The following is a 21,746-nucleotide window of genomic DNA, read 5'->3' as shown; positions in this document are numbered from 1 at the left end:
ACTCATGACCGCACCTCGTCAAGTCCCTCGGCGGACTCCTCCTCGGCGGCCAGCTCGGCGCGCAGCATGGCGGCCTGTTCACGGAGCTGGGGAGTCGGCTCCGCGTACACATGCGAGAAGAGTTCCAGCGGGTCCAGGAGCGGATCCTGGTTCATCCGGTCCCGCAGATCGGCCGCCATCCGCTCGGCGGCTTCCTCGGCGGCCCGTACCGACGGCTCGTCGAACAGCCCGCGCTCGCGCAACTCCCGTTCGAGCAGGGCGATCGGGTCATGCTGGTGCCAGGCCTCGACCTCGGCGTCGTCCCGGTAGCGGGTTGCGTCGTCGGCGTTGGTGTGTGCATCGATCCGGTAGGTGACGGCCTCAATAAGCGTCGGGCCGCCGCCTTCCCGGGCGTGTCGCAGGGCGTCTCCGAGGACCTTGTGCAAGGCGGCGGCGTCATTGCCGTCCACCAGCCGGCCCGGCATGCCGTAGCCGACGGCCTTGTGGGCGAGGGACGGCGCGGCGGTCTGCTTGGCGAGCGGTACGGAGATGGCGAAGCCGTTGTTCTGTACGAAGAAGACGACCGGCGCCTGCCATACGGCGGCGAAGTTGAGCGCTTCGTGGAAGTCGCCCTCACTGGTGCCGCCGTCCCCGACCATGGCGAGCGCGACGACGCTGTCGCCCCGGAGGCGGGCGGCGTGGGCCAGGCCGACAGCGTGGGGCAGCTGGGTGGCCAGAGGGGTGGAGAGCGGGGCGACGCGGTGTTGGTGCGGGTCGTAGCCGCTGTGCCAGTCGCCGCGCAGCAGGGTGAGGGCCTGGACGGGGTCGACACCGCGGGCGACGACGGCGAGGGTGTCGCGGTAGCTGGGGAACAGCCAGTCCTGCGGTTGGAGGGCGAGCGCGGCGGCGATCTGGCAGGCCTCCTGGCCGGTGCTGGAGGGGTAGACGGCGAGACGGCCCTGCTTCGTGAGGGCGGTGGCCTGCCGGTTGTAGCGGCGGCCGCGCAGCAGCTGTACGTGCAGCTCGGTCAGCAGCCCGGGATCGAGCTCGCGGGCGGCTGGAGTGCCGAGCAGCCGGTATGGCTCGGGGTCGGGCAGCAGCGGCCCGGCATCGGTGCGGGGGCGCCAGACGGGCTGGTCCACGACTGTCATCGCGAGCACCTCCTCTTGGACAGGTGTCCGAATTATCAAAGGGCAGAGCGGGTATCGCTCTTCCACCGATTGTTCGGTCGGAGGAGGCATTTTGGCTACAGGTGCTTTCCGCCTGTGGACAAACGGTTCTCCACACCCTGAGATGGGATCAGTACGTCCATGCTAGGGAGGCTCGGGGGCGTGACAAATGAACAAACGGCCAACCCATCAGCGGAGCCGTCGGAACCCGCAGAACCATCTGGGCAGCCGGGACGTCCGCTGGACTCCATCGACCGCGCCATCCTGCGGCTGCTCCAAGAGGACGGCCGCGCCTCGATACGCTCCGTGGCCGACCGCGTGCACGTATCGCGCGCCAATGCCTATGCCCGTATCAACCGGCTCATCGACGACGGTGTCATCCGCGGCTTCACCGCCCGCGTCGACCACGAAAGAGCAGGCCAGGGGGCATCCGCGTACATCACCCTCAAGATCGTGCAGAACTCCTGGCGCACCGTCCGCGACAAGCTCACCGACCTGCCCGGTGTCGCCCACATCGCCCTGGTCAGCGGCGACTTCGACGTACTGATGCTGGTGCACACCCCCGACAACCGCAGCCTGCGCGAGCTCGTCCTGACCCGGCTCCAGGCGATCCCCGAAGTGCTGAGCAGCCGGACGCTGCTGGTCTTCGAGGAGACCGATCGCGTGGTCGGCGACTGACCCGGCGGCCCGGCGCCGGTCTGACGCAGCGGTCTACTTACGCAGCCCGTCGAAGGCCAGCCGCACCACCACGTCCGCGACTTGCTCCACGGCGGATGCCCCACCGGCCTCGGGCCGGTACCACTCCACCATCGAGTTGATCATCCCGAAGAGCAGCCGGGTCGCCAGCCGCAGATCCACATCCGCACGGAGATCCCCCTCCCCGGCCGCCGCCTCCAGCAGGTCGGTGACCCGCTGGTCGAACTCCCGGCGGCGCCCCATCGCCCACCGCTCCGTGTCGGTGTTCCCGCGTACGCGCAGCAGCAGGGTCACATACGGCAGGTCCGTCATCAGCACCTCAGCGGTACGACGGGTCACATACTCCAGCCGCTCGACCGCCCGGCCCCGGTGTGCCCCCGGCTCCTCCAGGATGCCGAAAAGCCCGTCCAGGGCGCGGCTGACGGCCCGGTGGAGCAGCTCCTCCTTACCCCGGACATGGTGGTAGATCGACGACTTGGAAATCCCGGCGGCGCGTGAGAGGTGCTCCATGGAGGTGCCGTCGTAGCCACGCTCATTGAAGACCTCCACGGCGACGGCGAGCAGCGATTCGGGGGTGTAGGTGTACCTCTTGGGGACCGGGGTCTCGTTGCCGCTCTGCGCCATGACCATGATTATCCAACGAACGGCTGTCCGACCGCCGCCCGGTGCCGCAACGGGCGCCCAGTAGCGGCGCAACGCCGCAGCAGGAGCGACGGCGCATAGCGGCCGTCCGGGCATTCCCCATGCATCCCCCGGAGAAAGTCACTCACCCACCTGGCGGTGAGCCGCTCGCCCCATTCCAGCGGCCCCATCGGGTAACCCACTCCGAGCCGCATGGCCTTGTCGATGTCCGACTGCGAGGCGACGCCCTGCGCCAGGGCATTCGCCGCGAGGTCGACGAGCATCGCGACCGTCCGCGCGACAATCAGGCCAGGTGTGTCCTCGATGACGCTGACCTGCATGCCCAGCGCCTGGAAGAGGCCTACCGCCATCGCCAGCGAGCGGGGTTCGACGACATTGGACGGCGCGAGAGCGATCCGTGTGGCGGCGCGGTAGTCGAGGGCGAGATCGAAGAGGATCTGGCGCACCGGGGCTTCCTGGGCCGCCATCCGTCCCCCGGTGAGCCCCAGCCGAGTGCCGTCCGGCAGCAGGACGGCACCGTGCCGCTCGGACGGTTCATGGCTGGACGACACCTTGATCCCGGCCTCACGAATCATCCCGGTCAGCTCCTCGGCCGGACCGAGGTCACCGCTCAGCACCACTTCGGCCGGCGGACTCTCCGGCGGAGCCGTGCGCGGCAGCGGGCGTTCCGCCGCCGCCCCCTCCTTGCCCTCGTACACGTACCAGCCGCGCCCCGTTTTCCGGCCCAGCCTCCCCGACTCCACCAGCCGCCGCTGCGCGAGCGACGGGGCGAACTTCGGGTCGTGGAAGAACGACTGCCACACCGAACGGGTGACAGCCTCGTTCACATCCTGGCCGATCAGGTCAGTGAGTTCGAAGGGCCCCATCCTGAAACCGCCGCACTCGCGTACCACCGCGTCGATCGTGGCCGGATCAGCGGCCCGGTCCTGATAGAGGCGGAAAGCCTCCGCGTAGAACGGGCGGGCGACACGGTTGACGATGAAACCGGGCATGTCGGCGGCACGGACCGGGATCTTGCCCCAGGCGGCGACCGTCTCGTACGCCGCCGTGACGGCCCTCTCCTCGGTGGCGTGGCCGGAGACAACCTCGACGAGCGGCAGCAGCGGCGCCGGATTGAAAAAGTGCAGACCGACAAAACGGCCCGGACGGCGCAGCGCCCCGGCGACGGCGGTGACCGGGAGGGAAGAGGTGTTGGTGGCGAGCAGACAGCTGTCGGCGACGACGGTCTCCAGGGCCGAGAAGACCTGCTGCTTGGCGCCGAGATCCTCCAGAATCGCCTCCACCACAAGCTCGGCGCCCTCAAGGTCCACGAGCTTCTCCGCGGCACTGAGCCGACCGCATGCCGCGTCCCGCTCGGCGGCGTCCAACGTGCCCTTGCCCACCAGCCGGTCGAGGCGCGCGGCGATGCTCCTGGCCGCGTGCTCGGCACGGCCGGGAGCGGCGTCATACAGCCGTACGGAATGCCCGGCGACCAGGGCGACCTGGGCAATTCCCTGGCCCATCGTGCCGGTGCCGACGACAGCTACGGTGCTGCCCGGGTCGATCGCGGTCATCTGAACGCTGCCTTCCTCCGAGTTATCCACAGGTCGTTATCCACAGGCCCGGCCAGTCCTCTTGAACCGACCGAACATTCGGTTAATCTAGCGGTATTGCACACCCCAACCGCCCAGTACCGCCCCCACTGCCCACCCACCGCCCAGCTCGACGAGGAGTTGGCCCATGGCTGCCGATCTCACCGCTGCCCCGTTGATCGAACGGCATCGCGAGACGCTGGACAAGGCGCTCACCGCAATCCGTACCCGCGACTTCTGGTCCCCCTATCCCGAACACCCCAAGGCCTACGGTGACGGAGAGGCCGGCAAAGCCGCCTTCGACGCCCTCCTCGGGCACCCCTTCCAGCCCCTGCTCGACCAAACCGGCACAGACAGCTGGACCGGCAGCGAGGTCTCGCCGTACGGCATCGAGCTCGGCGTGGAGTATCCGCACCCCGATCCCGATGTGCTGCTCCCCGCGATGCGCGCCGCCGTCCCGGCCTGGCGCGACGCCGGCCCCGACACCCGGGCCATGCTCTGCCTCGAGATCCTGGCCCGCATCAACGCCCGCTCGCACGAGTTCGCGCACGCTGTGATGCACACCTCCGGCCAGGCGTTCACCATGGCCTTCCAAGCAGGCGGCCCACACGCCCAGGACCGCGGTCTGGAGGCCGTCGCCTACGCGTATGCGGAGCAGACCCGCACCCCGGACACCGCCGACTGGACCAAACCGCAGGGCAAACGGGAGCCCATCCGGCTGCGCAAGACGTTCACCCCCGTGCCGCGCGGCATCGCGCTGCTCGTCGGCTGCAACACCTTCCCGACCTGGAACGGGCTCCCCGGGTTCTTCGCCTCCCTGGCCACCGGCAATCCGGTGCTGGTCAAGCCGCATCCCCGTGCCGTACTGCCGCTCGCCCTCACGGTCGCCATCGCCCGTGAGGTGCTCGCCGAGGCCGGCTACGACCCCGATCTGGTGGCTCTGGCCTCCGAGCAGCCCGGCGAAGGGCTCGCCAAGACCCTGGCCCTGCGCGACGAAGTGCGCATCATCGACTACACCGGCTCGACCGCCTTCGGGGACTGGCTGGAGACCAATGCCCGCCAGGCCCAGGTCTTCACGGAGAAGTCCGGGGTCAACACAGTGGTGATCGACTCCACTGACGACTATCGCGGCCTGCTGGCCAATCTCTCCTTCTCCCTGTCCCTCTACAGCGGCCAGATGTGCACCACCCCGCAGAATCTCCTCATCCCCCGCGACGGCATCCAGACCGACGCCGGGCCCAAGACCTACGACGAGGTCGTGAGGGACCTCGCGGCAGCCGTGGACGGGCTGCTCGGCGACGACGCTCGCGCGAACGCTCTGCTGGGCGCTCTGGTCAACCCCGATGTCAAAGCCCGGTTGGACTCCGCCCCCTCCCTGGGCGAGGTGGCCCTCGCCTCGCGCACGGTGCCCCACCCCGACTTCCCCGACGCCATGGTCCGCACCCCGGTCATCGTCAAGCTGGACGGAGCCAAGCCGGACGACGAAGCGGCATACATGTCCGAATGCTTCGGGCCGGTCTCCTTCGCCGTGGCGGTGGATTCCACTGCGGACGCGGTAGATCTGCTGCGCCGCACGGTGCGTGAGAAGGGCGCGATGACGGTCGGCGCCTACACCACCTCCCCTGAGGTGGAACGGCTGCTGGAAGACGCCTGCTTCGAGGAGTCCGCCCAGCTGTCGCTCAACCTCACCGGCAGCGTCTATGTCAACCAGACCTCCGCCTTCTCCGACTTCCACGGCTCCGGCGGCAACCCGGCGGCGAATGCGGCCCTGTGCGACGGCGCGTTTGTCGCGAACCGATTCCGGGTGATCGAGGTTCGCAGGCCTGCGTAGCCTCGCGTAGGTCTGCTCAGGCCCGCGCAGCAAGCAGGTGGCCCGGGGCCTGCGGCAACTGATTGGTACTGATTGGTCAGGAAGGCATGGGCATCGGGGCTGGTCCTCCCCAGTGGAACAGAGCCATGGCCACACTGGTGGCAAGGTTGTAGCTGGACACCTGTGGCCGCATGGGGAGGGCCACCAGCGTGGTCGCCCGGCTCCGCAGCTCCGGTGAGATCCCGTGGCGCTCGGAGCCGAAGGCCATCAGCGCATCATCGGGGATCGCTACGGACCTGATGTCCTGCCCTTCCGGATCCAGAACGTAAAGCGGGCCGGGCGGCAAGTCAGCAAGGGACAGCCGCTCCACAGCCGTAGCGTAGTGGAGCCCCGCACCAGCACGGACGACGTTCGGGTGCCATGGGTTCATGTCGCCGGTCGTCACTACGCCCGTGGCCCCGAATCCAGCGGCCAACCGGACCACAGCCCCCACATTGCCAAGGTTGCGAGGGTTGTCCAGTAGGACGATGGGGGACTGGCGGGGCACCTTGGACAGGGTGTCCAAGGTGGCCCGAGCACTGGGCCGGAACGCCAGCGCGGCTACTGCTGTCGGGTGAACCCGGGGCACCAGATCCCGCAGGACGGGTGCCGGAACCTCAATGACGGAGTCACTGAGCACATCCGTCAGATCGTCGGCCAGTTCTGCGGCGAGACCCAACACGGCTTGTTTGTCGCTGGTGACCGCCAGACGCACATCCGCGCCGAAGCGCAGTGCGTGTTTGAGCGCGTGGAAACCATCCAGCAATACAGCGTCAGGGGCGGTCTCGCGCCACTGCCGCACAGCGGTTTCGGCCTCGTCATCGCTCACGATCTCAGCCTACGGCCCACCGGAGCGGACAAGATCCGCCAGTTGGAGCTACAGCCCCAGCCGGAACCGGGGGCTGCGTGCCGTGGTGCTCGTGGTGCTCGCGGTGCTCACGGTGCTCATCGCACGAGATCGGAGGGGGCAGGCTCGGCGGCGGGCTGAGGCAGTTTCGGATCGGGCCCGGCCTCGGCGGTTGGCCGCCGCCGGCGAAGTCGTACCGAACCGTAGAGCCGGTCGCCGGCCCAGCGCAGGAAACCAGTGGGCAGGAAGATGGCGTCGGCGGTGATCATGGCGAGCGAGAAGAAGGGCAGCCCGAGCACCACGGCGATCGAGGCATGTTCGGCCATCATCAGCACAAGCAGGCAATTCTTCACCCGGCGGTTGAAAAGGGTGAAAGGGAAGGCGACCTGCACGATTACCGTGCCGTAGGTGATGACCATCACCATGAGGCCGCTGCTCGCCATGGCGTGCGACAGGTTGGGCCAGGGGCTGAAGTCATCTAGATGGAGCGGATAGTAGAGCGCGGTGCCGTCCTGCCAGCGGGAGCCCTGGATCTTGTACCAGCCGGCGGTGGCGTAGATCAGGCAGACCTCGACGATGATCACCAGCAGGGCGCCGTTGTGCGCGAGGTTGGCGAAGATGTCGAGCACGGTCCGGGGCTCGCCGGGTGTGTACCGCCGTACGACCCACCAGGCGGCCTGCGCGACCCAGAAACCGAAGAAGATCGCGGCCCAGCCCCCGCTCAAGAGCCCCAGCGCCGTCACCAACAGCAGCGCCGCACCCAGCACCGCCCACAGGACGACGCCGACGGGGTCCTTCCCTTTGTCCGGCAGAGCGTCCTGCGCGCGAGCTGTGCGCCGGGCGTCCAGGGACCACACCTGGGCGCACCGGGTGAAGACCAGGTAGATCGCCATGAGGTGGATGACGTTGTCCCCGCCGTCCCCGATGAAGACGCTGCGGTTCTGCAGCGACAGCACGCCGATCATGAACAACAACGAGGACGTACGGGTCCGCCACCCCACCAGCAGCAGCGCGCTCGCGACGATCGCGGCCCCGTAGACGAACTCGAACCAGACCCGGCTGTCGGTCCACATCAGCACGCTGAAGGCGCCGTTGTCGGCGGTCAGCTGGTGCGCCATGTCCCAGCTGAACGGGCCGTCCGGGCCGTAGAGCTCGGCGCGGTGCGGCCATTCGCGCAGCAGGAAGAGCAGCCAGGTCAGCGAAAAGCCGATGCGGATGACCGCTGTCTGGTACGGGCCGACCGCAGTGCCGGTCATACGGGCGAGGCCTGAGCTGACCCCGGCCTCGATCCTGCCTGCCAGCCCGGCGAAGGGGGAGGGGGCGGGGGAAGGAGAGGCAGCGGAGGAGGGAACGCTGGTCTGTCCGGTCATGCGCCGCTCACCGTCCACCACGGCAGGACCTGGAAGGAGGTCCTGGTATCGGTCTTCTCGCCGCTCCAGACGGGCGCGGCGACAGCGGTGGTCCCGGTTCGGACCTGGACCCGCTCGACGTCCCCGCCGTTGAGCCGGGGACCAAAACGCCTCTCCACGATCCGCCGGACGTACTGCTCACTGAGCAGGCCCCGCAAGCCGATCGCCTTGTTCTGCTCGCCGTGTGTCTGGGTGTAGAAGGTCCAGGCTCGGCGCAGCTCGTTCTGCTGGGCGTGGCTGGGGGCGATGTTGTGGCGGATGGCGGCGATGTCCATCGCGGTCAGATCGACCCAGCCAGTCGTCTCGGTGTTCCCGTCTCCCTTGCGGACCTCGGCGCGGGCCCAGACGTGGATGTTCTGCTGCAGCGGGTTGGGGGCGAAGAGCTTCCAGTTCTGCTCGAACTCGGGGTAGATGTAGTCGGCGACCAGATTGCCGTGCTGTTTGCTGAGGGTGTTCTGCGGCGCCACGTGCAGGAACACCATGGTGAGGTGGACCGCTACGCCGACCGTGACGACGGCCACGGCCAGCGCGACCGCGACGCGCGAGGGCACCGAAAGGGCACCTACGTCTGTAACGGCCCCTCCGGTATCCTCCCCGTCCGTACCGCGGGCACCCTCCGCGCCGTCCGTGCCGTCAGTGCCACCCGTGCTGTCCGTGCTGTCCGGTTGTGGGCCACCGCCCGGCCGTACCGTCGTCTCCTCGGGTGGCTCCATGTCGCTTCCGCTCCTCGTCCCCGTGTGCCGTTCCGCACGGAACGGTACTCATGCCTCACAGCGTCAGTACAGCCAACCGGCTTATCTGTGTACTTCGCCGCCCCGCACACCTAATCTGACTGACCGTCAGTAAATGTCGCGGGAGGACAGGACCATGGATTTCAGCTTCAGCGAGGAACAGCTGGCCGCCGTAGAGGCAGCGCGGGCGGTCTTCTCCGGCACGTCCCCGGACGATGTGCCGAGCCCGGCACTCACCGCCGGGGCTGTCGCCGCCGACTTCGACCGCCGGCTGTGGGGGCAGCTCGCCGCCGCCGACCTGCTGGGCCTGGTCCTGGACGAGGAGTACGGCGGGGCCGGCCTCGACACGGTCGCGTTCTGCCTGGTGCTGCGCGAGGCCGGCGCGGTGCTCGCCCGCGTCCCGCTCCTGGAGACCTGCGCCGCCGCGCTGACGGTGCAGTCCTACGGCCCCGCCGCCCTGCGCTCCCGGTTGCTGCCCGACGTCACACGCGGCGCACTCGTCCTCACCGTCGCCGCCGCCGGCCGCACCGGCCACGACGCGGCCGAGCTCGCCGTCCAGGCCCGCCCGGAGGGCCCGGACCAGGTACTCGACGGCATACAGACCGCCGTCCCCTGGGCCCAGCATGCCGACCACATCCTGGTGCCGGCGCATACCCCCGAGGGCCGCACCCTCGTCGCGCTGGTGCCCCGCGAGGCCGTCACCCTGGCGGAGCAGGTCTCCACCAGTGGCGAACGGCTCGCCGAAGTGCGGCTCGACGGCGTCCATGTCCCGGCCACCGACGTGATCACCGCCGACGGCGCCTGGAATCACCTCCGCGATCTCCTCGCCACCGGCACCTGCGCGCTCGCCCTCGGGCTCGGCACCGCCGTACTGCGTATGACCAGCGACTACGCCAGCAAGCGCGAGCAGTTCGGGCACCCCATAGCCAGCTTCCAGGCCGTCGCCATGCAGTCCGCCGACCGCTACATCGACCTCCGGGCCATGGAGGTCACCCTCTGGCAGGCCGCCTGGCGGCTGCACCCCCTGGACGTGTCTGTGGCCAAGATGTGGGCCTCGGACGGCGTACGACGGGTCGTGCAGACCGCCCAGCACCTCCACGGCGGCTTCGGCGCGGACACCGACTACGCGCTGCACCGCTATCACGCCTGGGCCAAGCATCTGGAGCTGTCGCTGGGACCCGCCGCCGCCCACGAGGAGGTTCTGGGCGATCTGCTCGCCGCCCAGGCCTAGGGCCTGTCCGGCCGCCCGTATCGGCCGCAGCCGCCGGTCAGGCCCTCAAAGCACGAACGCCTGGCCGTCCGCGTCGGCGACCAAAGGGCGCCCGGCGGCTTCCCAGCCCAGCATTCCGCCATCCACGTTCACCGCGTCGACACCCTGCGCGATCAGATACTGCGCGACCTGCGCGGACCGTCCGCCGACCCGGCACACCACATGCACCCGCTTGTCCGCCGGCAGCTCACCGGACCGGGCCACGACCTCGCCCATGGGGATGTGCAGCGCACCCTCGGCATGCCCGGCGGTCCACTCGTCGTCCTCCCGGACGTCCAGCAGGAACCCGTCGGACGGCACGGCCGCGGCATCCACCGCAGGCAGCTGGGCGTGAAACATGAGCTGGCCTCCTTGACGACATGGTGTACCCCCCGAACGTACCTGAGCCGCAGCCCGCCACGCGCAGCCTCCGCAGGACACCGCACGAGCAGGAACAGCCCGCCCAGCAGGACCCGAGAAGATCCCGGCAGGTCACTCGTCGCGGGGAGGCCCCTCCTGCGAGTGGACCAGCGCCTCCAGCCGGGCCTCGCGGTGCGCGACCTGGTTGAGCAGGTTCTCGGCGATCTCGTTCAGCAGCCCGTCCGGGTCGTCCGGCGCCAGCCTCATCATCTGCCCGATGGCGCTGCCCTCGAGGTCGGCGGCGATCGCGGCGAGCTTCTCCTTGCGCTCGGCCAGCCACTCCAGCCGCGCGTACAGCACCTCGGCCTCGCTCGGCAGTTCCTCCTCGACCGCGGGACCCGCCTCCCACTCGGCGGAGAGTTGGCGCAGCCGCTCCTCATCGGCGTACGCGTACGCCTCGTTGACCCGCGCGATGAACTCGCTGCGGCGCTTCTTCTCGTCCTCGTCCTGCGCCAGGTCCGGATGGGCCTTGCGGGCCAGCTCGCGGTAGAGCCGTTGCGCTTCCTTACCGGGGCGCACCCGGCGCGGCGGATTCGGGTCCTCGACGGGCCGGACCCCGTCGGAGCCGAGCATCCCCCCGAAGAGCTCCTCGATCCCCGGCATGGGCATCACCATGGCCCGCGCCTCCCAGGCCCGCTTGATGTCCTCCCGGTCGCCGCTGTTCGCAGCGACCGCCTCCGCGATCAGTGCGTCCAGTTCGTCGAGCCGTGCGTACATCGGGCCGAGCTTCTGGTGGTGCAGCCGGGAGAAGTTCTCCACCTCGACCCGGTAGGTCTCCACCGCGATCTCGAACTCGATCAGCGCCTGCTCAGCGGCGCGCACAGCCCGCGCCAGGCGCTCCTGTGGGCCTGCGTCCGCATTGGTTCCGGAGGAGTTCGTCACCGGCACAGCCTACGAGAGGCTCAGCGCCTGCGGCACGCTACCGGGATCTCAGGGCCGGTACCCGACCGCTCTGCCGTCCCCGCTGCCCCCGCCTCCGCAAGAGCCAGGTCCCGAACCGGCCGCCACGCACCCGGTGAGAGCACGGCCGCCCATGGCGCCGCAGCCCGCTGCCGACCGCACCCGGGCCGCGGTCCGCAGGACTCAGATTCCCAGCTCGGCCGGTATCCGGCCACTTCGCACCGCCGCGGCCAGCTCTGTGTGGTCCGCCTCCGTGCGGTCCGCGTACGCCCCCGCGAAGGACGCGACCGCCTCGTCCAGCTCCTCGCTCTTGCCGCAGTACGCCGCGATCAGCCGGGGGTCAGCGCTGTGGGCGTGCGCCCGGGCGAGCAGCGCACCGGTCATCCGCGCGTACTCGTCCATCAGCCCGGCTTCCAGGGCCGCCGGGTCGACGCTGCCCTTACGGTTGCGGAACTGCCGCACCTGGAAAGGCCGGCCGTCGATGGTGGCCCAGCCGAGCAGGATGTCGCTCACGACCTGCATCCGCTTCTGGCCCAGCACCACACGCCGGCCCTCGTGCTCGACGACCGGCACGTCGAAGCCGGCCTTGGCCAGATAGGGCTCGAGCGCCGAGGCGCGTACTTCCTTCACCTGGAGCACCAGCGGCTCCTCCAGGTGGTCCAGGAGCAGCACCACATACGACCGGGTGCCGACGCTCCCAGTGCCGACCACTCGGAACGCCACATCGTGCACCGCGTACCGGGCGAGGAGCGGCAGCCGGTCCTCCGCCACCGTGGCCAGATACCCCTCCAGCGACCCGGCGACGGCCGCCGCCTCGGCGTCCGGCACCCGCCGCAGCACCGGCCGCGCGTCGGTGAACCTCCTGCCCCCGCCAGGTGCCGCTTCAGTGGCCCGGGCAGCGAACTTGGCACTGGTGTTCTTGCGAGCCTTGGCCGATACCTGGCGCAGTGTGCCGATCAAGTCCCGTGCGTCGGCGTGCGCGACCAGCTCCTCGTCCGCGATGGCATTCCATGCCTCCAGCACCGGCAGCCGGGCGAGCAGCCGCATGGTGTGCCGGTAGGCGCCCACCGCGTCGAACGCCGCCCGGCGGCAGACGTCCTCACCGGCGCCCGCCTCTCGTCCGGCGAGCACCAGGGAGGCCGCCAGCCGTTTGAGGTCCCACTCCCAGGGGCCGTGTGCGGTCTCGTCGAAGTCGTTGATGTCGATGACCAGGCCGCCCCGGGCGTCCCCGTACAGCCCGAAGTTCGCCGCGTGCGCGTCCCCGCAGATCTGCGCGCCGATCCCGGTGACGGGGGTGCCGACCAGATCGGCCGCCATCAGCCCCGCCGAACCACGCAGGAAGGCGAAGGGGCTCGCCGCCATCCGGCCCACCCGAAGCGGCACCAACTCGGCGATGCGCCCGGCGCTCGACGCCTCGACGGACTCGACCGCGCCCGGCCTCCCGTCCGCCGGCCCGAGGAGCGCGTGCGATGCCCTCGGCACCCGCTCCCGCAACGCCCTGCCCTCCGCCTTCGGTGAGCCGGCGTGCGGCCACCGCGCGAACCCCGCCACCTGCGGAACCCTCTGATCCATCTGCTCCGCCACGAGTTGCCCCACCACGAACCCCTCCCCGTCACGCTCCCCGTACAGCTGTCCGTTGAGCTCCCCGTGGAGCTCCCCTGGAGCTCCACACGATTTCGCACAGGCGATCGAACCGATCCAGCTGATCGACTTGACGAAAACGGTACCCGCCCCCGCCGACAAGCGGGGCAGCTGCTCCGAAGCCTGTGGATAACTCGTCGGTAACCACCCGCGGCCCGACCCCCATCGGAGGGCAATCTAGCTATTTACCCGACCTCGTCCCATGTTTCATGCTTGCCTGAAGACCCTGGAAACCCCTCAGCGCCGAACCGCAGGTGCCCGACGTTGGACGAGATGACCCGGCCCAGCCGACTGGACAACGAAGCCGCCGACTCAAGCAGCCAAGCAAGCCCGCTCACCCACCCAGCAGGCCCTGTCGGCCCACCGGCCCCGGCGGCAGCCGACACGGCGCCCCCGCTGGCTCTCACCGGCGTGTCCGCATTACTGCGCCTCGCAGTCCTCTCCGTGGATCCCGACGGCCGCATCTCCTACTGGAACCGCGGCGCCGAGGAGCTCTTCGGCCACCGCTGGGAAGGGGTTTTCGGCCAGCGTGCCTCCGGCCTGCTTCCCATCCCCCGCCCCACGCCGACCACCGCCGAGGACCAGGACGCCCTCGACCTCCTCGACGACCTGACCCAGTCCGCCTGGGCGGGGTCCCTCGCCGCCATCGACCGCGACGGCACCGTCCGCGATGCCCTGTGGTGGTCGTACCGGATCATGGAACCGGCCGGCCGCAGCCTGCTCATCATCGCCGCCAACGCCAAACCCCTCCGCGCCGGCGGACTGCGGATCGCGCTCGGCGAGCGGATGCTCCCGTACGCCCCCGAGGCTCCCCCGGCCTCCGGCCCGGGATATCCGCACTCGCGCACCGGCGTACATATCTCCCCCCGCCTCGCCCCGGTCTCCGACCCGGCGCACGCCGAACACCTCGCCGCCCGGCTCGGTTCCGTACTGCCCAGAGTGAGCGCCGGCCGGCTCGAGAGGATCATGCGGCAGATCTCGGCGCTCGGCTATCCGGTCCTGGAAGTGGACGGCGCTCTCCCGCTCCCCGTTCTCCCACAGGAGTACGAATACGAGGGCCCCGCCGGCGCCAACCGCGCCAAAAGCCGCGTGGGCCACCCCCGCGCCCTCCCCGGGCCGCGCACAGGGGCCCTGGCCTCTCCCACCCCCTACGGCTTCGCGGAGTACGCCACGCCCGCCCCCGGCCACACCCTCGACGAGCAGCTCGCCTTGCTCCGCGAGACCGGCGCCAAGGTCGGCTCCACCCTGGACCTGGGCACCACCGCCCGGGAGCTGTGCGCCGTCACCGTCCCCCGCTTCGCGGACTTCGCCGCCATCCTCATCGTCGATCAGCTCTTCTCCGACAACGAGCCCCCCAAGGACGACCGCCCCTCCGACAGCGTCGTCACCCGCCGGGTCGCCATCGCCCACTCGGGCCCGCCCGGAGACTTCTGGGAGAGCGCGCTCCCCGAGGGAGAGCTGATCCAGCTCGCGGTCGACGAGATCGTCCCGCGCCTCGCCGACCCGCTGCTCGTCCCGGTGATCGATCCCGCCATCGCCCAGGACATCGCCGACGACCTGGGCGTACCCGCTCTGGGCCCGCTCCTCCCGGACCGCTCCCTGATCGTCATGCCGCTCACCGCACGCGGCACCGTCCTGGGCCGGATGTGCTTCCTGCGCCACCCCGGCCGGCTCCCCTTCGACGCCAAGGACGCCGCCACCGCCGCCGAGGTCGTCTCCCGCGGCGCCGTCCACCTCGACAACGCCCGGCTGCACCGCTTGGAGTCCCGCGCCGCAGCCACCCTCCAGCGCAGCATGATGCCGACCCGCCCGCCGAAGATCCCCGGCGTCCGCATCGCCCACCACTACCGCCCCGGCGACCGCCAGGCCCAGGTCGGCGGCGACTGGTTCGACGCCATCCAGCTCCCCGGCGGCCGGGTCGCCCTGATCGTCGGCGACGTCATGGGCCACGGCCTGCTCTCCGCCGCCGTCATGGGCCAGTTCCGCACCGCCGTCATCACCATGGCCGGCCTCGACCTGCCGCCCGCCCAGCTCCTGCGCCACCTGGACAACCTCGCCCACCGCCTCGGTGCCGAACACCTCGCCACCTGCGTCTACGCCGTCTACGACCCGATCCACCGCTCGCTCACCCTCGCCAATGCCGGCCACATCCCGCCGGTCCTCGCCCGTCACGACGGCCGCAGCGAACTGCTGCAGATCCCCAAGGGCGCTCCCATCGGCGTCGGCGGCGTCCCCTTCGAGACCGTCGAGATCCCGGTCCCCGACGGCAGCTGGCTGGTGTTGTGCACCGACGGCCTCGTCGAGGTCCGCGGACAGGGCATAGACGCCGGGCTCGCCGCCCTCTGCTCCAACGTCATCGAGCCACAGCAGACCCCGGAGGACGTCTGCGAGCAGATCCTCAGCAGGGTCCACTACGACGACCGTGGCGACGATGTCGCGCTGCTGGTCGCCAACTTCCAGGGCATCCCCTCCGAGGACGTCGCCGAATGGAAGCTGAAAATGGACTTCCGGGAGGTCCGAAGAGCCCGCGAGCTCACCCGCGCCCAACTCGCCGCCTGGGACCTGCCGCAAAGCCTCGCCGACCTCACCGAGCTGCTGGTCAGCGAACTGGTGACCAACGCCCTGCGGGCCGGGTCCCACGAGGTCGAGCTGCGCCTGATGCGGGTCGGCAAACTGCTCGTCGAGGTCACCGACGACGACCACAATCTCCCCCAGCTACGACGCGCCGACGCCCACGACGAGGAGGGCCGCGGCCTCGCCCTCGTCAGCAACCTCTCCCGGCGCTGGGGCACCAGCCGCAAAGCCGTCGGCAAGGTCGTCTGGTTCGAGCTGGCGTTGCCGGCCGCCTAGAGGTGGCCTCGCGGTGGGCGGCCCAGAGGTGGGCGGCCCGAAGGCGGTGGCCCAGAGGAGCCATTCGCCCCGTGCCGCACGACCCCGCGAGCGCACGCCCTTGTACGATGCAACCATGGGAGACCGGGACGAGGCCGTCGAGACCATCCAGCGCGAGATGGCTGCTTTCGCTCGCCGGGCTCGAGCCGCCGCCGCGCGTATGCACCCGGAACTCTCCCTGGTGTCGTACACGTTGCTCGCGCATCTCGACGACCGTCCCGGCTCGCGCGCGACCGACCTCGCCGCCGAATTCCTCCTGGACAAGTCGACGGTGAGCCGCCAGGTCAGTGGCCTGGAGCAGCTCGGCTTCGTCGAACGCCGTCCCGATCCGCGTGATCACCGGGTGCAGGTGCTGCACCCCACTCCGGCCGGCGCCGCGGTGCTGGCCGCCGCCACCGCCGCCCGCCGTGAGGCGTTCCGGGGGCGCTTCGCCGGCTGGGACGAGGCCGACCTCGACCGCTTCGCGTCGTACCTGGTCAGCTTCAACGAGGCCGCTGCCGATCAGAGGGCGCCCGAGGATTCCTCGGCGGTCTCCGCTGCGGCCTCCCCGGGGCAGGGCAGCGCCCCCGGCAGATAGGTTTCCGCCCACTTCCCCAGCGCCTCCAGCGCCGGTCCGAGCGCCCTGCCCGCCTCGGTGAGCCGGTAGCTGACCCGAAGCGGCGGCCCCGAATCGACCTCCCGAACCAGCAGACCGGCCTCTGCCAGTTCGGCCAGCCGGTCGGACAGCATCCTCTCGCTGATCCGGGGAATCGACCGGCGCAGATCGGCGTAGTGCACCGCCCGAGGCTGGAGCACGGCCACGATCAGGCCCGTCCACCGCTTGCCGAGTAGTTCGAAGACCCGAGTCAGGGCGATATCCACGCCCGCACAAGGCTCGCTCTCCGGCCCGGGCTGCCCCCGCTGCTGTCCCATGCGGTACAGACTACCGCCTTCCGGCCATGAAGCTGCAGAAAAGTAAGCACCTGTGTTATCAATAGCTACGTACGAATCATTACCCCCTCCGACCAGCCCTCGGCCCCTCAGGGGTCCGAACATGGAGACACCTCATGCCCACGCTGCTGCACATCGACTCCTCCGTCTTCCCCCAGGGCTCCGCTTCCCGCGACGTGACCACCACCTTCCGCAAGGAATGGGAGGCCCAGCACCCGAACGGCACCGTCATATACCGCGACCTCGCCGCCGAGCCGCTGCCGCACCTGGACCTCCACGGCGCCAGCGCCGCCTTCGTCGCCCCGGCTGACCGCACCCCGGAGCAGACGGCCGCCTTCGCGCTGCGCGACGCCCTGGCCACCGAGCTGGAGCAGGCCGACGCCGTTCTGATCGGCGCCCCGATGTACAACTTTGCCATCCCCTCCACCCTGAAGGCGTGGGTGGACCACGTGGTCATCGCGGGCCGCACCGTGGGTGACACGCCCTCAGCCGCCGGCACCCCGGTCACCGTTGTGGCCAGCCGTGGCGGCTCCTACGCCCCGGGCACCCCCCGCGAGAGCTTCGAGTTCGTCCAGAACTACCTGCAGAAGCTGCTCGGCGACTTCCTGGGCCTGGAGGTCCACTTCATCGTCCCCGAGCTGACAGCGGCCCCGGCCAACCCGGCCATGGCCGAGCTCATCCCGCTGTTCGAGGCGTCCAAGGTCAAGGCCCACGAGGACGCGGTCGACAAGGCCAAGGCCCTCGCCGCCCGCGTCGCCTGACGGACCGGCACCTGCAAAAAGGAAGGGCCACCCGGCACATATCTGCCGGGTGGCCCTTCCCGCGCCGCTCGCCGTAGGCGGCTGCAGCTGGTACTGCCGGCCAGATGGCGCGGCCGGCCAGGTCAGAGGGTGACGCCGAAGTCCTGCGCGATGCCCCGCAGGCCGGAGGCGTACCCCTGGCCGACCGCGCGGAACTTCCACTCGGCACCATTGCGGTACAGCTCACCGAAGACCATGGCGGTCTCTGTCGAGGCGTCCTCGGTGAGGTCGTAGCGTGCGAGTTCCTTGTTGTCCGCCTGGTTCACCACGCGGATGAACGCGTTGCGGATCTGGCCGAAGCTCTGCTGGCGGCTCTCGCCGTCGTAGATCGACACCGGGAAGACAATCTTGTCGACCTCGGCGGGGACAGTGGCGAGACTCACCTTGACCTGCTCGTCGTCGCCCTCACCCTCACCCGTGAGGTTGTCACCGGTGTGCTCGACGGATCCGTCCGGGCTCTTGAGGTTGTTGAAGAACACGAAGTGCTTGTCCGAGACGACCTTGCCGCTCGTGTCCAGCAGCAGCGCGCTGGCGTCCAGGTCGAAGTCCGCCCCGGTCGTCGTGCGCACGTCCCAGCCCAGACCGACGGTGACCGCGGTCAGTCCCGGGGCCTCCTTGGTCAGCGAGACATTGCCACCCTTGGAAAGGCTGACACCCATGGCTCTCCCTGCTCAATCCGGCGCGGGCCGCGCCGCTTGACGATTCCTTTGCCCAACACTTCCAACGCGCACGTACCCGCCCCGGTTCCCGCCCACATCACACCCGCCGGACCGTCACCCACGTGCAGCACAAAAAAGATCCCGCAGATCCGAGGACCTGCGGGATCTCAACACGTCGGGCACCGACGGGCCGCGCCCGCTGGGGGCGTGACAACCCGGGTCAACCCTGCGCGGTGGGACGGACAACGATCTCGCCCACATCGATATTGGCCGGCTGCTCAATCGCGAACACAATAGCGCGGGCGATCGCATCCGGCGGGATCGCGATCTTGTGCATTTGCTCGATTATTTGGTTCTTCGCCTCCGGATCTGAAATGGATTGCGCGAAGTCAGTGTGGACAAAGCCCGGCGAAACGGTTGTCACGCGCAGCTTATCGCCGGCCTCCTGGCGCAAACCTTCGGAGATGGCGCGCACGGCGTTCTTCGTACCGGCATAGACCGACTGGAGCGGCACGATGCGAAGCCCAGCCGTGGAAAGGGTGTTGACGAAATGCCCGAAGCCCTGCTTGCGGAAGACAGGCAGCGCTGCGGCGATGCCGTACAGAACGCCCTTGAGGTTGACATCGATCATCTCCTCCCAGTCCTCGACGCGCAGCTCGCCTAGGGGAGAAATTAGGCCAATACCGGCATTGCTGACGAGAGCGTCAAGCTTGCCGTACCGTTCACCTGCCAATGCGACGAGCTCGGACAGGTCCTTGCGCTGCCTCACATCCGTGCGCGCGAAGGCGGCTTCGCCGCCCATGTCCGCGATACGGGACGCCAGAGCCTCAAGGCGGTCCGACCGGCGCGCCCCGAGTACGACTTTCGCGCCGCGTTCAGCGAGCAGAAGCGCAGTCGCCTCACCGATTCCGCTACTCGCTCCCGTGATGACGACGACCTTGCCTTCGATTCCCGACATGAAGTTCCTCTTCCCAGTCTCTGCGATCGGGAGGTTTGCATCCTCCCGACCAGCGCCGCCCCGGCAGCAGCGGGCACACCCACCCGGCGCGGCCAATGCCACCAGGCACGAAAGTCATGTAAGTGGCCTATCACAACGGTACGGTAAGAGGGCTATCACGTCCAGTTCGACAGGAGGCGTCCGTGACCACGAGTCCGGCAAGCCAGCCGCAGCGGGGCCGTTACCACCACGGTGAGCTGCGTGCGGCGCTGATCGAGGCCAGTTTCGAGCTGCTCGCGGAATCGGGACTGGCCGCCTTTTCCGTAGCGCAGGTAGCTCGCAAGCTCGGGGTGAGCACAGCGGCGCCTTACCGGCACTTTCCCGACCGTGACCACTTGATGGCCGCAGTGGCAACGCAGGCCGCCGCAGAACTGGCGGAGCAGTTCAGGCAGACAGCGGAACGCGCCGGGAACGACGCGGCTGAGCGGTTCGCGGCGACCGCCGGGGCCTACGTTCGGTTCGTGGGCACCCGAGGTGCCGGGTTCGACGTCATCTTCGCCGCCGATCTGGAGCGGCTGCAGGACCGTGCTCTCGCCGACGCGGGGCGGCGGCTGATGGACTTGCTGCTGGAACTGACCCAGCAGGCCACCGGCCAGGGCCCGGAAACGTCCCTGGCGCTGGTGGGGCAGCACGTGGCGGCCGCCCACGGATACGTCACGCTCCACTCGGACGGATTCTTTCGCCGTCAGGAGAGCATCGACACGATCGCAGATCTCGCTGTGGCTGCCAGCCGGGCTCTTCTGCGGGGTACACCTGAAGCCCAGGCCGCAGGGACCGACCACGGCTGAGGGACCGACTTCCCGCCGCGCCCCCGGCGCCCTGCGGCGGGATACCGCCCAGTGGCCGCTACGCCGGATGGCGGAGCCGCCTATCGGTGCGGCCCGGCCTCACCCGAGGCCGGGCCCCCGCGGGCGCACGGTGTCAGCACCGCTGACGACACATGACGACACAAGGAAAGGTGCCCCTCACCAGTGACTTCCGTCACCAGCGAGAGGCACCTTCCATGGTGCTTCTATGTGCGCGAGGGGGGAGTTGAACCCCCACGCCCTTTCGGGCACTGGAACCTGAATCCAGCGCGTCTGCCTATTCCGCCACCCGCGCATGGGTGTCGCCGTTCGATTCCCACACACCCGCCGGACTCTCCGTCCGACCAGTGTGGGAGCGCCTCCCGACATCCAGAAGATTAGCACGCGGCTCAGGGTGGAATCACATCTGTTTCCCACCGCGACACACCGCCCCCCTGACCGCCCCCGCAGCCGCCCCTCGCGCGGGAACCCTCCACTGTTGCGGGACACTGAGAGGAGCCGCCTCTACCATCCCTACGAGGAGAACGACAGACAGCGGTGTGAGGGTTGACACTGGCCTGCCCGGCCCGTCCGGGGAACCAGCCGTTTTCCTGACGCGTGGATACGATCAGTAAGCACTATCGGCAAGCAGTATCGGAAGGATCGCAGCGCGGACCGCGGCGATCCACCGCAGGACCTCGAGGAGGGAGGTGCACCGTGGGAGTACTCAAGAAGTTCGAGCAGCGACTCGAGGGCTTCGTGAACGGCACCTTCGCCAAGGTGTTCAAGTCGGAAGTCCAGCCGGTGGAGATCGCGGGTGCACTCCAGCGGGAGTGCGACAACAACGCCACCATCTGGAACCGCGACCGCACCGTGGTGCCCAACGACTTCATCGTCGAGCTGAGCGCCTCCGACTTCGAGCGCCTCAGCCCGTACGCCATCCAGCTCGGCGACGAACTGTCCGGCATGGTCAGGGACTACGCCAAGCAGCAGCGCTACGCCTTCATGGGCGACGTCAAGGTCCACTTGGAGAAGGCCGAGGACCTCGACACCGGCCTGTACCGGGTCCGCAGCCGCACTCTCGCCTCCAGCGAGTCCCAGGGGCCCCAGAGCGGCCCAGGAGCGGCGTCGTACCTCACGCCTTCCTCGGCGCCCCGGCGCCCGGCCGGGGCGCCGCCCATGCCCGCAGGGCCGCCGCCCGGCGCCCGGCCGCCGGCCGGCGGCCCGTCCCCCGTGACCCGGCTGCCCGGTGCCGGCACCGGCAGCGACAGCGGAGCCCCCGCGGGCTCCGGACGCCTACGCCACTGGATCGAGATCAACGGCACCCGCCATCAGATCTCACGCCCCACACTTGTCCTCGGCCGCAGCACCGAGGCGGATGTGCGGGTCGACGACCCGGGCGTCTCCCGCCGGCACTGCGAGATCCGGGTCGGATCGCCCTCCGTGGTCCAGGATCTGGGGTCGACCAACGGCATCGTGGTCGACGGACAGCACACCACCCGCGCTACGCTCCGCGACGGCTCGCGGATTGTCGTGGGCCAGACCACCATCATTTACCGGCAAGCCGAAGGGTGAAGCGGGGG

The 21,746-nt window shown here is 69.6% G+C and carries 20 protein-coding genes and 1 tRNA gene; 8 read left to right on the top strand and 13 right to left on the bottom strand.

Annotated features, from left to right (window positions below; all coding sequences use genetic code 11):
* Positions 1–2 precede the first annotated feature (2 nt).
* Positions 3–1,130, bottom strand: a complete 1,128-nt coding sequence (pdhA, locus tag FCI23_RS11970; RefSeq protein ID WP_136723482.1) for a pyruvate dehydrogenase (acetyl-transferring) E1 component subunit alpha — start codon at positions 1,128–1,130, stop codon at positions 3–5.
* 159 nt (positions 1,131–1,289) lie between these two features.
* Between pdhA and FCI23_RS11965 the strand changes: the two genes are divergently transcribed.
* The gene (locus FCI23_RS11965; RefSeq protein WP_169316770.1) at positions 1,290–1,826 is read left to right on the top strand and encodes an Lrp/AsnC family transcriptional regulator; all 537 of its coding nucleotides are present in this window, start codon (positions 1,290–1,292) and stop codon (positions 1,824–1,826) included.
* A gap of 33 nt (positions 1,827–1,859) precedes the next feature.
* On the opposite strand, the gene FCI23_RS11960 is transcribed toward FCI23_RS11965, so the two are convergent.
* A complete protein-coding gene (locus tag FCI23_RS11960) occupies positions 1,860–2,468 on the bottom strand; it encodes a TetR/AcrR family transcriptional regulator (RefSeq protein WP_136723481.1) in 609 nt (202 codons plus the stop codon).
* A gap of 8 nt (positions 2,469–2,476) precedes the next feature.
* Entirely contained in the window at positions 2,477–4,039 is a 1,563-nt protein-coding gene (locus tag FCI23_RS11955) for a 3-hydroxyacyl-CoA dehydrogenase (RefSeq protein WP_136723480.1), read from the bottom strand.
* A 166-nt stretch (positions 4,040–4,205) separates the two neighbouring features.
* Between FCI23_RS11955 and paaN the strand changes: the two genes are divergently transcribed.
* Entirely contained in the window at positions 4,206–5,888 is a 1,683-nt protein-coding gene (gene paaN, locus FCI23_RS11950; RefSeq protein WP_136723479.1) for a phenylacetic acid degradation protein PaaN, read from the top strand.
* Between the two features lie 76 nt (positions 5,889–5,964).
* On the opposite strand, the gene FCI23_RS11945 is transcribed toward paaN, so the two are convergent.
* From FCI23_RS11945 to FCI23_RS11935, 3 genes are all read right to left on the bottom strand, one after another.
* Complete coding sequence (locus FCI23_RS11945; RefSeq protein ID WP_136723478.1) at positions 5,965–6,735, bottom strand: TrmH family RNA methyltransferase; 771 nt, start codon at positions 6,733–6,735, stop codon at positions 5,965–5,967.
* Between the two features lie 116 nt (positions 6,736–6,851).
* Positions 6,852–8,123, bottom strand: coding sequence for an HTTM domain-containing protein (locus FCI23_RS11940; RefSeq protein WP_246143649.1), 1,272 nt, complete (start codon positions 8,121–8,123; stop codon positions 6,852–6,854).
* Complete coding sequence (locus tag FCI23_RS11935; protein ID WP_136723477.1) at positions 8,120–8,713, bottom strand: DUF5819 family protein; 594 nt, start codon at positions 8,711–8,713, stop codon at positions 8,120–8,122. Before FCI23_RS11935 ends, FCI23_RS11940 begins: the two co-directional genes overlap by 4 nt.
* A 316-nt stretch (positions 8,714–9,029) precedes the next feature.
* Here FCI23_RS11935 and FCI23_RS11930 point away from each other — a divergent pair, with 316 nt between their 5' ends.
* Positions 9,030–10,124 carry an acyl-CoA dehydrogenase family protein gene (locus tag FCI23_RS11930; RefSeq protein WP_136723476.1) on the top strand — a complete coding sequence of 365 codons (1,095 nt, stop codon included), beginning with the start codon at positions 9,030–9,032 and terminating at the stop codon, positions 10,122–10,124.
* 45 nt (positions 10,125–10,169) lie between these two features.
* Here the strand turns inward: FCI23_RS11930 and FCI23_RS11925 are convergent, their stop codons facing one another.
* The 3 genes from FCI23_RS11925 to FCI23_RS11915 form a co-directional block, all read right to left on the bottom strand.
* Positions 10,170–10,502, bottom strand: coding sequence for a rhodanese-like domain-containing protein (locus FCI23_RS11925; protein WP_136723475.1), 333 nt, complete (start codon positions 10,500–10,502; stop codon positions 10,170–10,172).
* A 132-nt stretch (positions 10,503–10,634) separates the two neighbouring features.
* Positions 10,635–11,444: a hypothetical protein gene (locus tag FCI23_RS11920; RefSeq protein WP_246143648.1), complete on the bottom strand. Its 810-nt coding sequence runs from the start codon at positions 11,442–11,444 to the stop codon at positions 10,635–10,637.
* Between the two features lie 201 nt (positions 11,445–11,645).
* Entirely contained in the window at positions 11,646–13,034 is a 1,389-nt protein-coding gene (locus tag FCI23_RS11915; protein WP_136723534.1) for a DUF2252 domain-containing protein, read from the bottom strand.
* 342 nt (positions 13,035–13,376) lie between these two features.
* Between FCI23_RS11915 and FCI23_RS11910 the strand changes: the two genes are divergently transcribed.
* Positions 13,377–15,953: an ATP-binding SpoIIE family protein phosphatase gene (locus FCI23_RS11910; protein WP_136723533.1), complete on the top strand. Its 2,577-nt coding sequence runs from the start codon at positions 13,377–13,379 to the stop codon at positions 15,951–15,953.
* A gap of 115 nt (positions 15,954–16,068) precedes the next feature.
* A complete protein-coding gene (locus FCI23_RS11905; RefSeq protein WP_136723473.1) occupies positions 16,069–16,569 on the top strand; it encodes a MarR family winged helix-turn-helix transcriptional regulator in 501 nt (166 codons plus the stop codon).
* On the opposite strand, the gene FCI23_RS11900 is transcribed toward FCI23_RS11905, so the two are convergent.
* A complete protein-coding gene (locus tag FCI23_RS11900) occupies positions 16,494–16,904 on the bottom strand; it encodes a winged helix-turn-helix transcriptional regulator (RefSeq protein WP_136723472.1) in 411 nt (136 codons plus the stop codon). The genes FCI23_RS11905 and FCI23_RS11900 overlap by 76 nt on opposite strands.
* 134 nt (positions 16,905–17,038) lie before the next feature.
* Between FCI23_RS11900 and FCI23_RS11895 the strand changes: the two genes are divergently transcribed.
* Complete coding sequence (locus FCI23_RS11895; RefSeq protein WP_136723471.1) at positions 17,039–17,683, top strand: FMN-dependent NADH-azoreductase; 645 nt, start codon at positions 17,039–17,041, stop codon at positions 17,681–17,683.
* Between the two features lie 122 nt (positions 17,684–17,805).
* Here the strand turns inward: FCI23_RS11895 and FCI23_RS11890 are convergent, their stop codons facing one another.
* Positions 17,806–18,381, bottom strand: a complete 576-nt coding sequence (locus FCI23_RS11890) for a TerD family protein (RefSeq protein ID WP_136723470.1) — start codon at positions 18,379–18,381, stop codon at positions 17,806–17,808.
* Positions 18,382–18,601: 220 nt separating this feature from the next.
* Positions 18,602–19,339 carry an SDR family oxidoreductase gene (locus tag FCI23_RS11885; RefSeq protein ID WP_136723469.1) on the bottom strand — a complete coding sequence of 246 codons (738 nt, stop codon included), beginning with the start codon at positions 19,337–19,339 and terminating at the stop codon, positions 18,602–18,604.
* A gap of 182 nt (positions 19,340–19,521) precedes the next feature.
* Here FCI23_RS11885 and FCI23_RS11880 point away from each other — a divergent pair, with 182 nt between their 5' ends.
* Complete coding sequence (locus FCI23_RS11880; protein ID WP_136723468.1) at positions 19,522–20,166, top strand: TetR/AcrR family transcriptional regulator; 645 nt, start codon at positions 19,522–19,524, stop codon at positions 20,164–20,166.
* A gap of 229 nt (positions 20,167–20,395) precedes the next feature.
* On the opposite strand, the gene FCI23_RS11875 is transcribed toward FCI23_RS11880, so the two are convergent.
* Positions 20,396–20,479, bottom strand: a tRNA-Leu gene (locus FCI23_RS11875).
* A 401-nt stretch (positions 20,480–20,880) separates the two neighbouring features.
* Here FCI23_RS11875 and FCI23_RS11870 point away from each other — a divergent pair.
* Positions 20,881–21,738 carry an FhaA domain-containing protein gene (locus tag FCI23_RS11870; protein ID WP_136723467.1) on the top strand — a complete coding sequence of 286 codons (858 nt, stop codon included), beginning with the start codon at positions 20,881–20,883 and terminating at the stop codon, positions 21,736–21,738.
* The last annotated feature ends 8 nt before the right edge of the window (positions 21,739–21,746 follow it).

It is taken from the genome of Actinacidiphila oryziradicis (assembly GCF_005047355.1).
Classification (GTDB): Bacteria; Actinomycetota; Actinomycetes; order Streptomycetales; family Streptomycetaceae; genus Actinacidiphila; species Actinacidiphila oryziradicis.
Note: the sequence above shows the minus strand (reverse complement) of the source record. Positions and strands in the feature narration are given on the sequence as shown.

Bases quoted from the DNA above. Each gene is read 5' to 3' on its own strand.
- pdhA (WP_136723482.1), bottom strand. From the start codon at position 1,130: ATGACAGTCGTGGACCAGCCCGTCTGGCGCCCCCGCACCGATGCCGGG.
- FCI23_RS11925 (WP_136723475.1), bottom strand. From the start codon at position 10,502: ATGTTTCACGCCCAGCTGCCTGCGGTGGATGCCGCGGCCGTGCCGTCC.
- FCI23_RS11960 (WP_136723481.1), bottom strand. From the start codon at position 2,468: ATGGCGCAGAGCGGCAACGAGACCCCGGTCCCCAAGAGGTACACCTAC.
- FCI23_RS11910 (WP_136723533.1), top strand. From the start codon at position 13,377: ATGACCCGGCCCAGCCGACTGGACAACGAAGCCGCCGACTCAAGCAGC.
- FCI23_RS11895 (WP_136723471.1), top strand. From the start codon at position 17,039: ATGCCCACGCTGCTGCACATCGACTCCTCCGTCTTCCCCCAGGGCTCC.
- paaN (WP_136723479.1), top strand. From the start codon at position 4,206: ATGGCTGCCGATCTCACCGCTGCCCCGTTGATCGAACGGCATCGCGAG.
- FCI23_RS11940 (WP_246143649.1), bottom strand. From the start codon at position 8,123: ATGACCGGACAGACCAGCGTTCCCTCCTCCGCTGCCTCTCCTTCCCCC.
- FCI23_RS11885 (WP_136723469.1), bottom strand. From the start codon at position 19,339: ATGTCGGGAATCGAAGGCAAGGTCGTCGTCATCACGGGAGCGAGTAGC.
- FCI23_RS11890 (WP_136723470.1), bottom strand. From the start codon at position 18,381: ATGGGTGTCAGCCTTTCCAAGGGTGGCAATGTCTCGCTGACCAAGGAG.
- FCI23_RS11905 (WP_136723473.1), top strand. From the start codon at position 16,069: ATGGGAGACCGGGACGAGGCCGTCGAGACCATCCAGCGCGAGATGGCT.
- FCI23_RS11915 (WP_136723534.1), bottom strand. From the start codon at position 13,034: ATGGATCAGAGGGTTCCGCAGGTGGCGGGGTTCGCGCGGTGGCCGCAC.
- FCI23_RS11930 (WP_136723476.1), top strand. From the start codon at position 9,030: ATGGATTTCAGCTTCAGCGAGGAACAGCTGGCCGCCGTAGAGGCAGCG.
- FCI23_RS11900 (WP_136723472.1), bottom strand. From the start codon at position 16,904: ATGGGACAGCAGCGGGGGCAGCCCGGGCCGGAGAGCGAGCCTTGTGCG.
- FCI23_RS11955 (WP_136723480.1), bottom strand. From the start codon at position 4,039: ATGACCGCGATCGACCCGGGCAGCACCGTAGCTGTCGTCGGCACCGGC.
- FCI23_RS11965 (WP_169316770.1), top strand. From the start codon at position 1,290: ATGCTAGGGAGGCTCGGGGGCGTGACAAATGAACAAACGGCCAACCCA.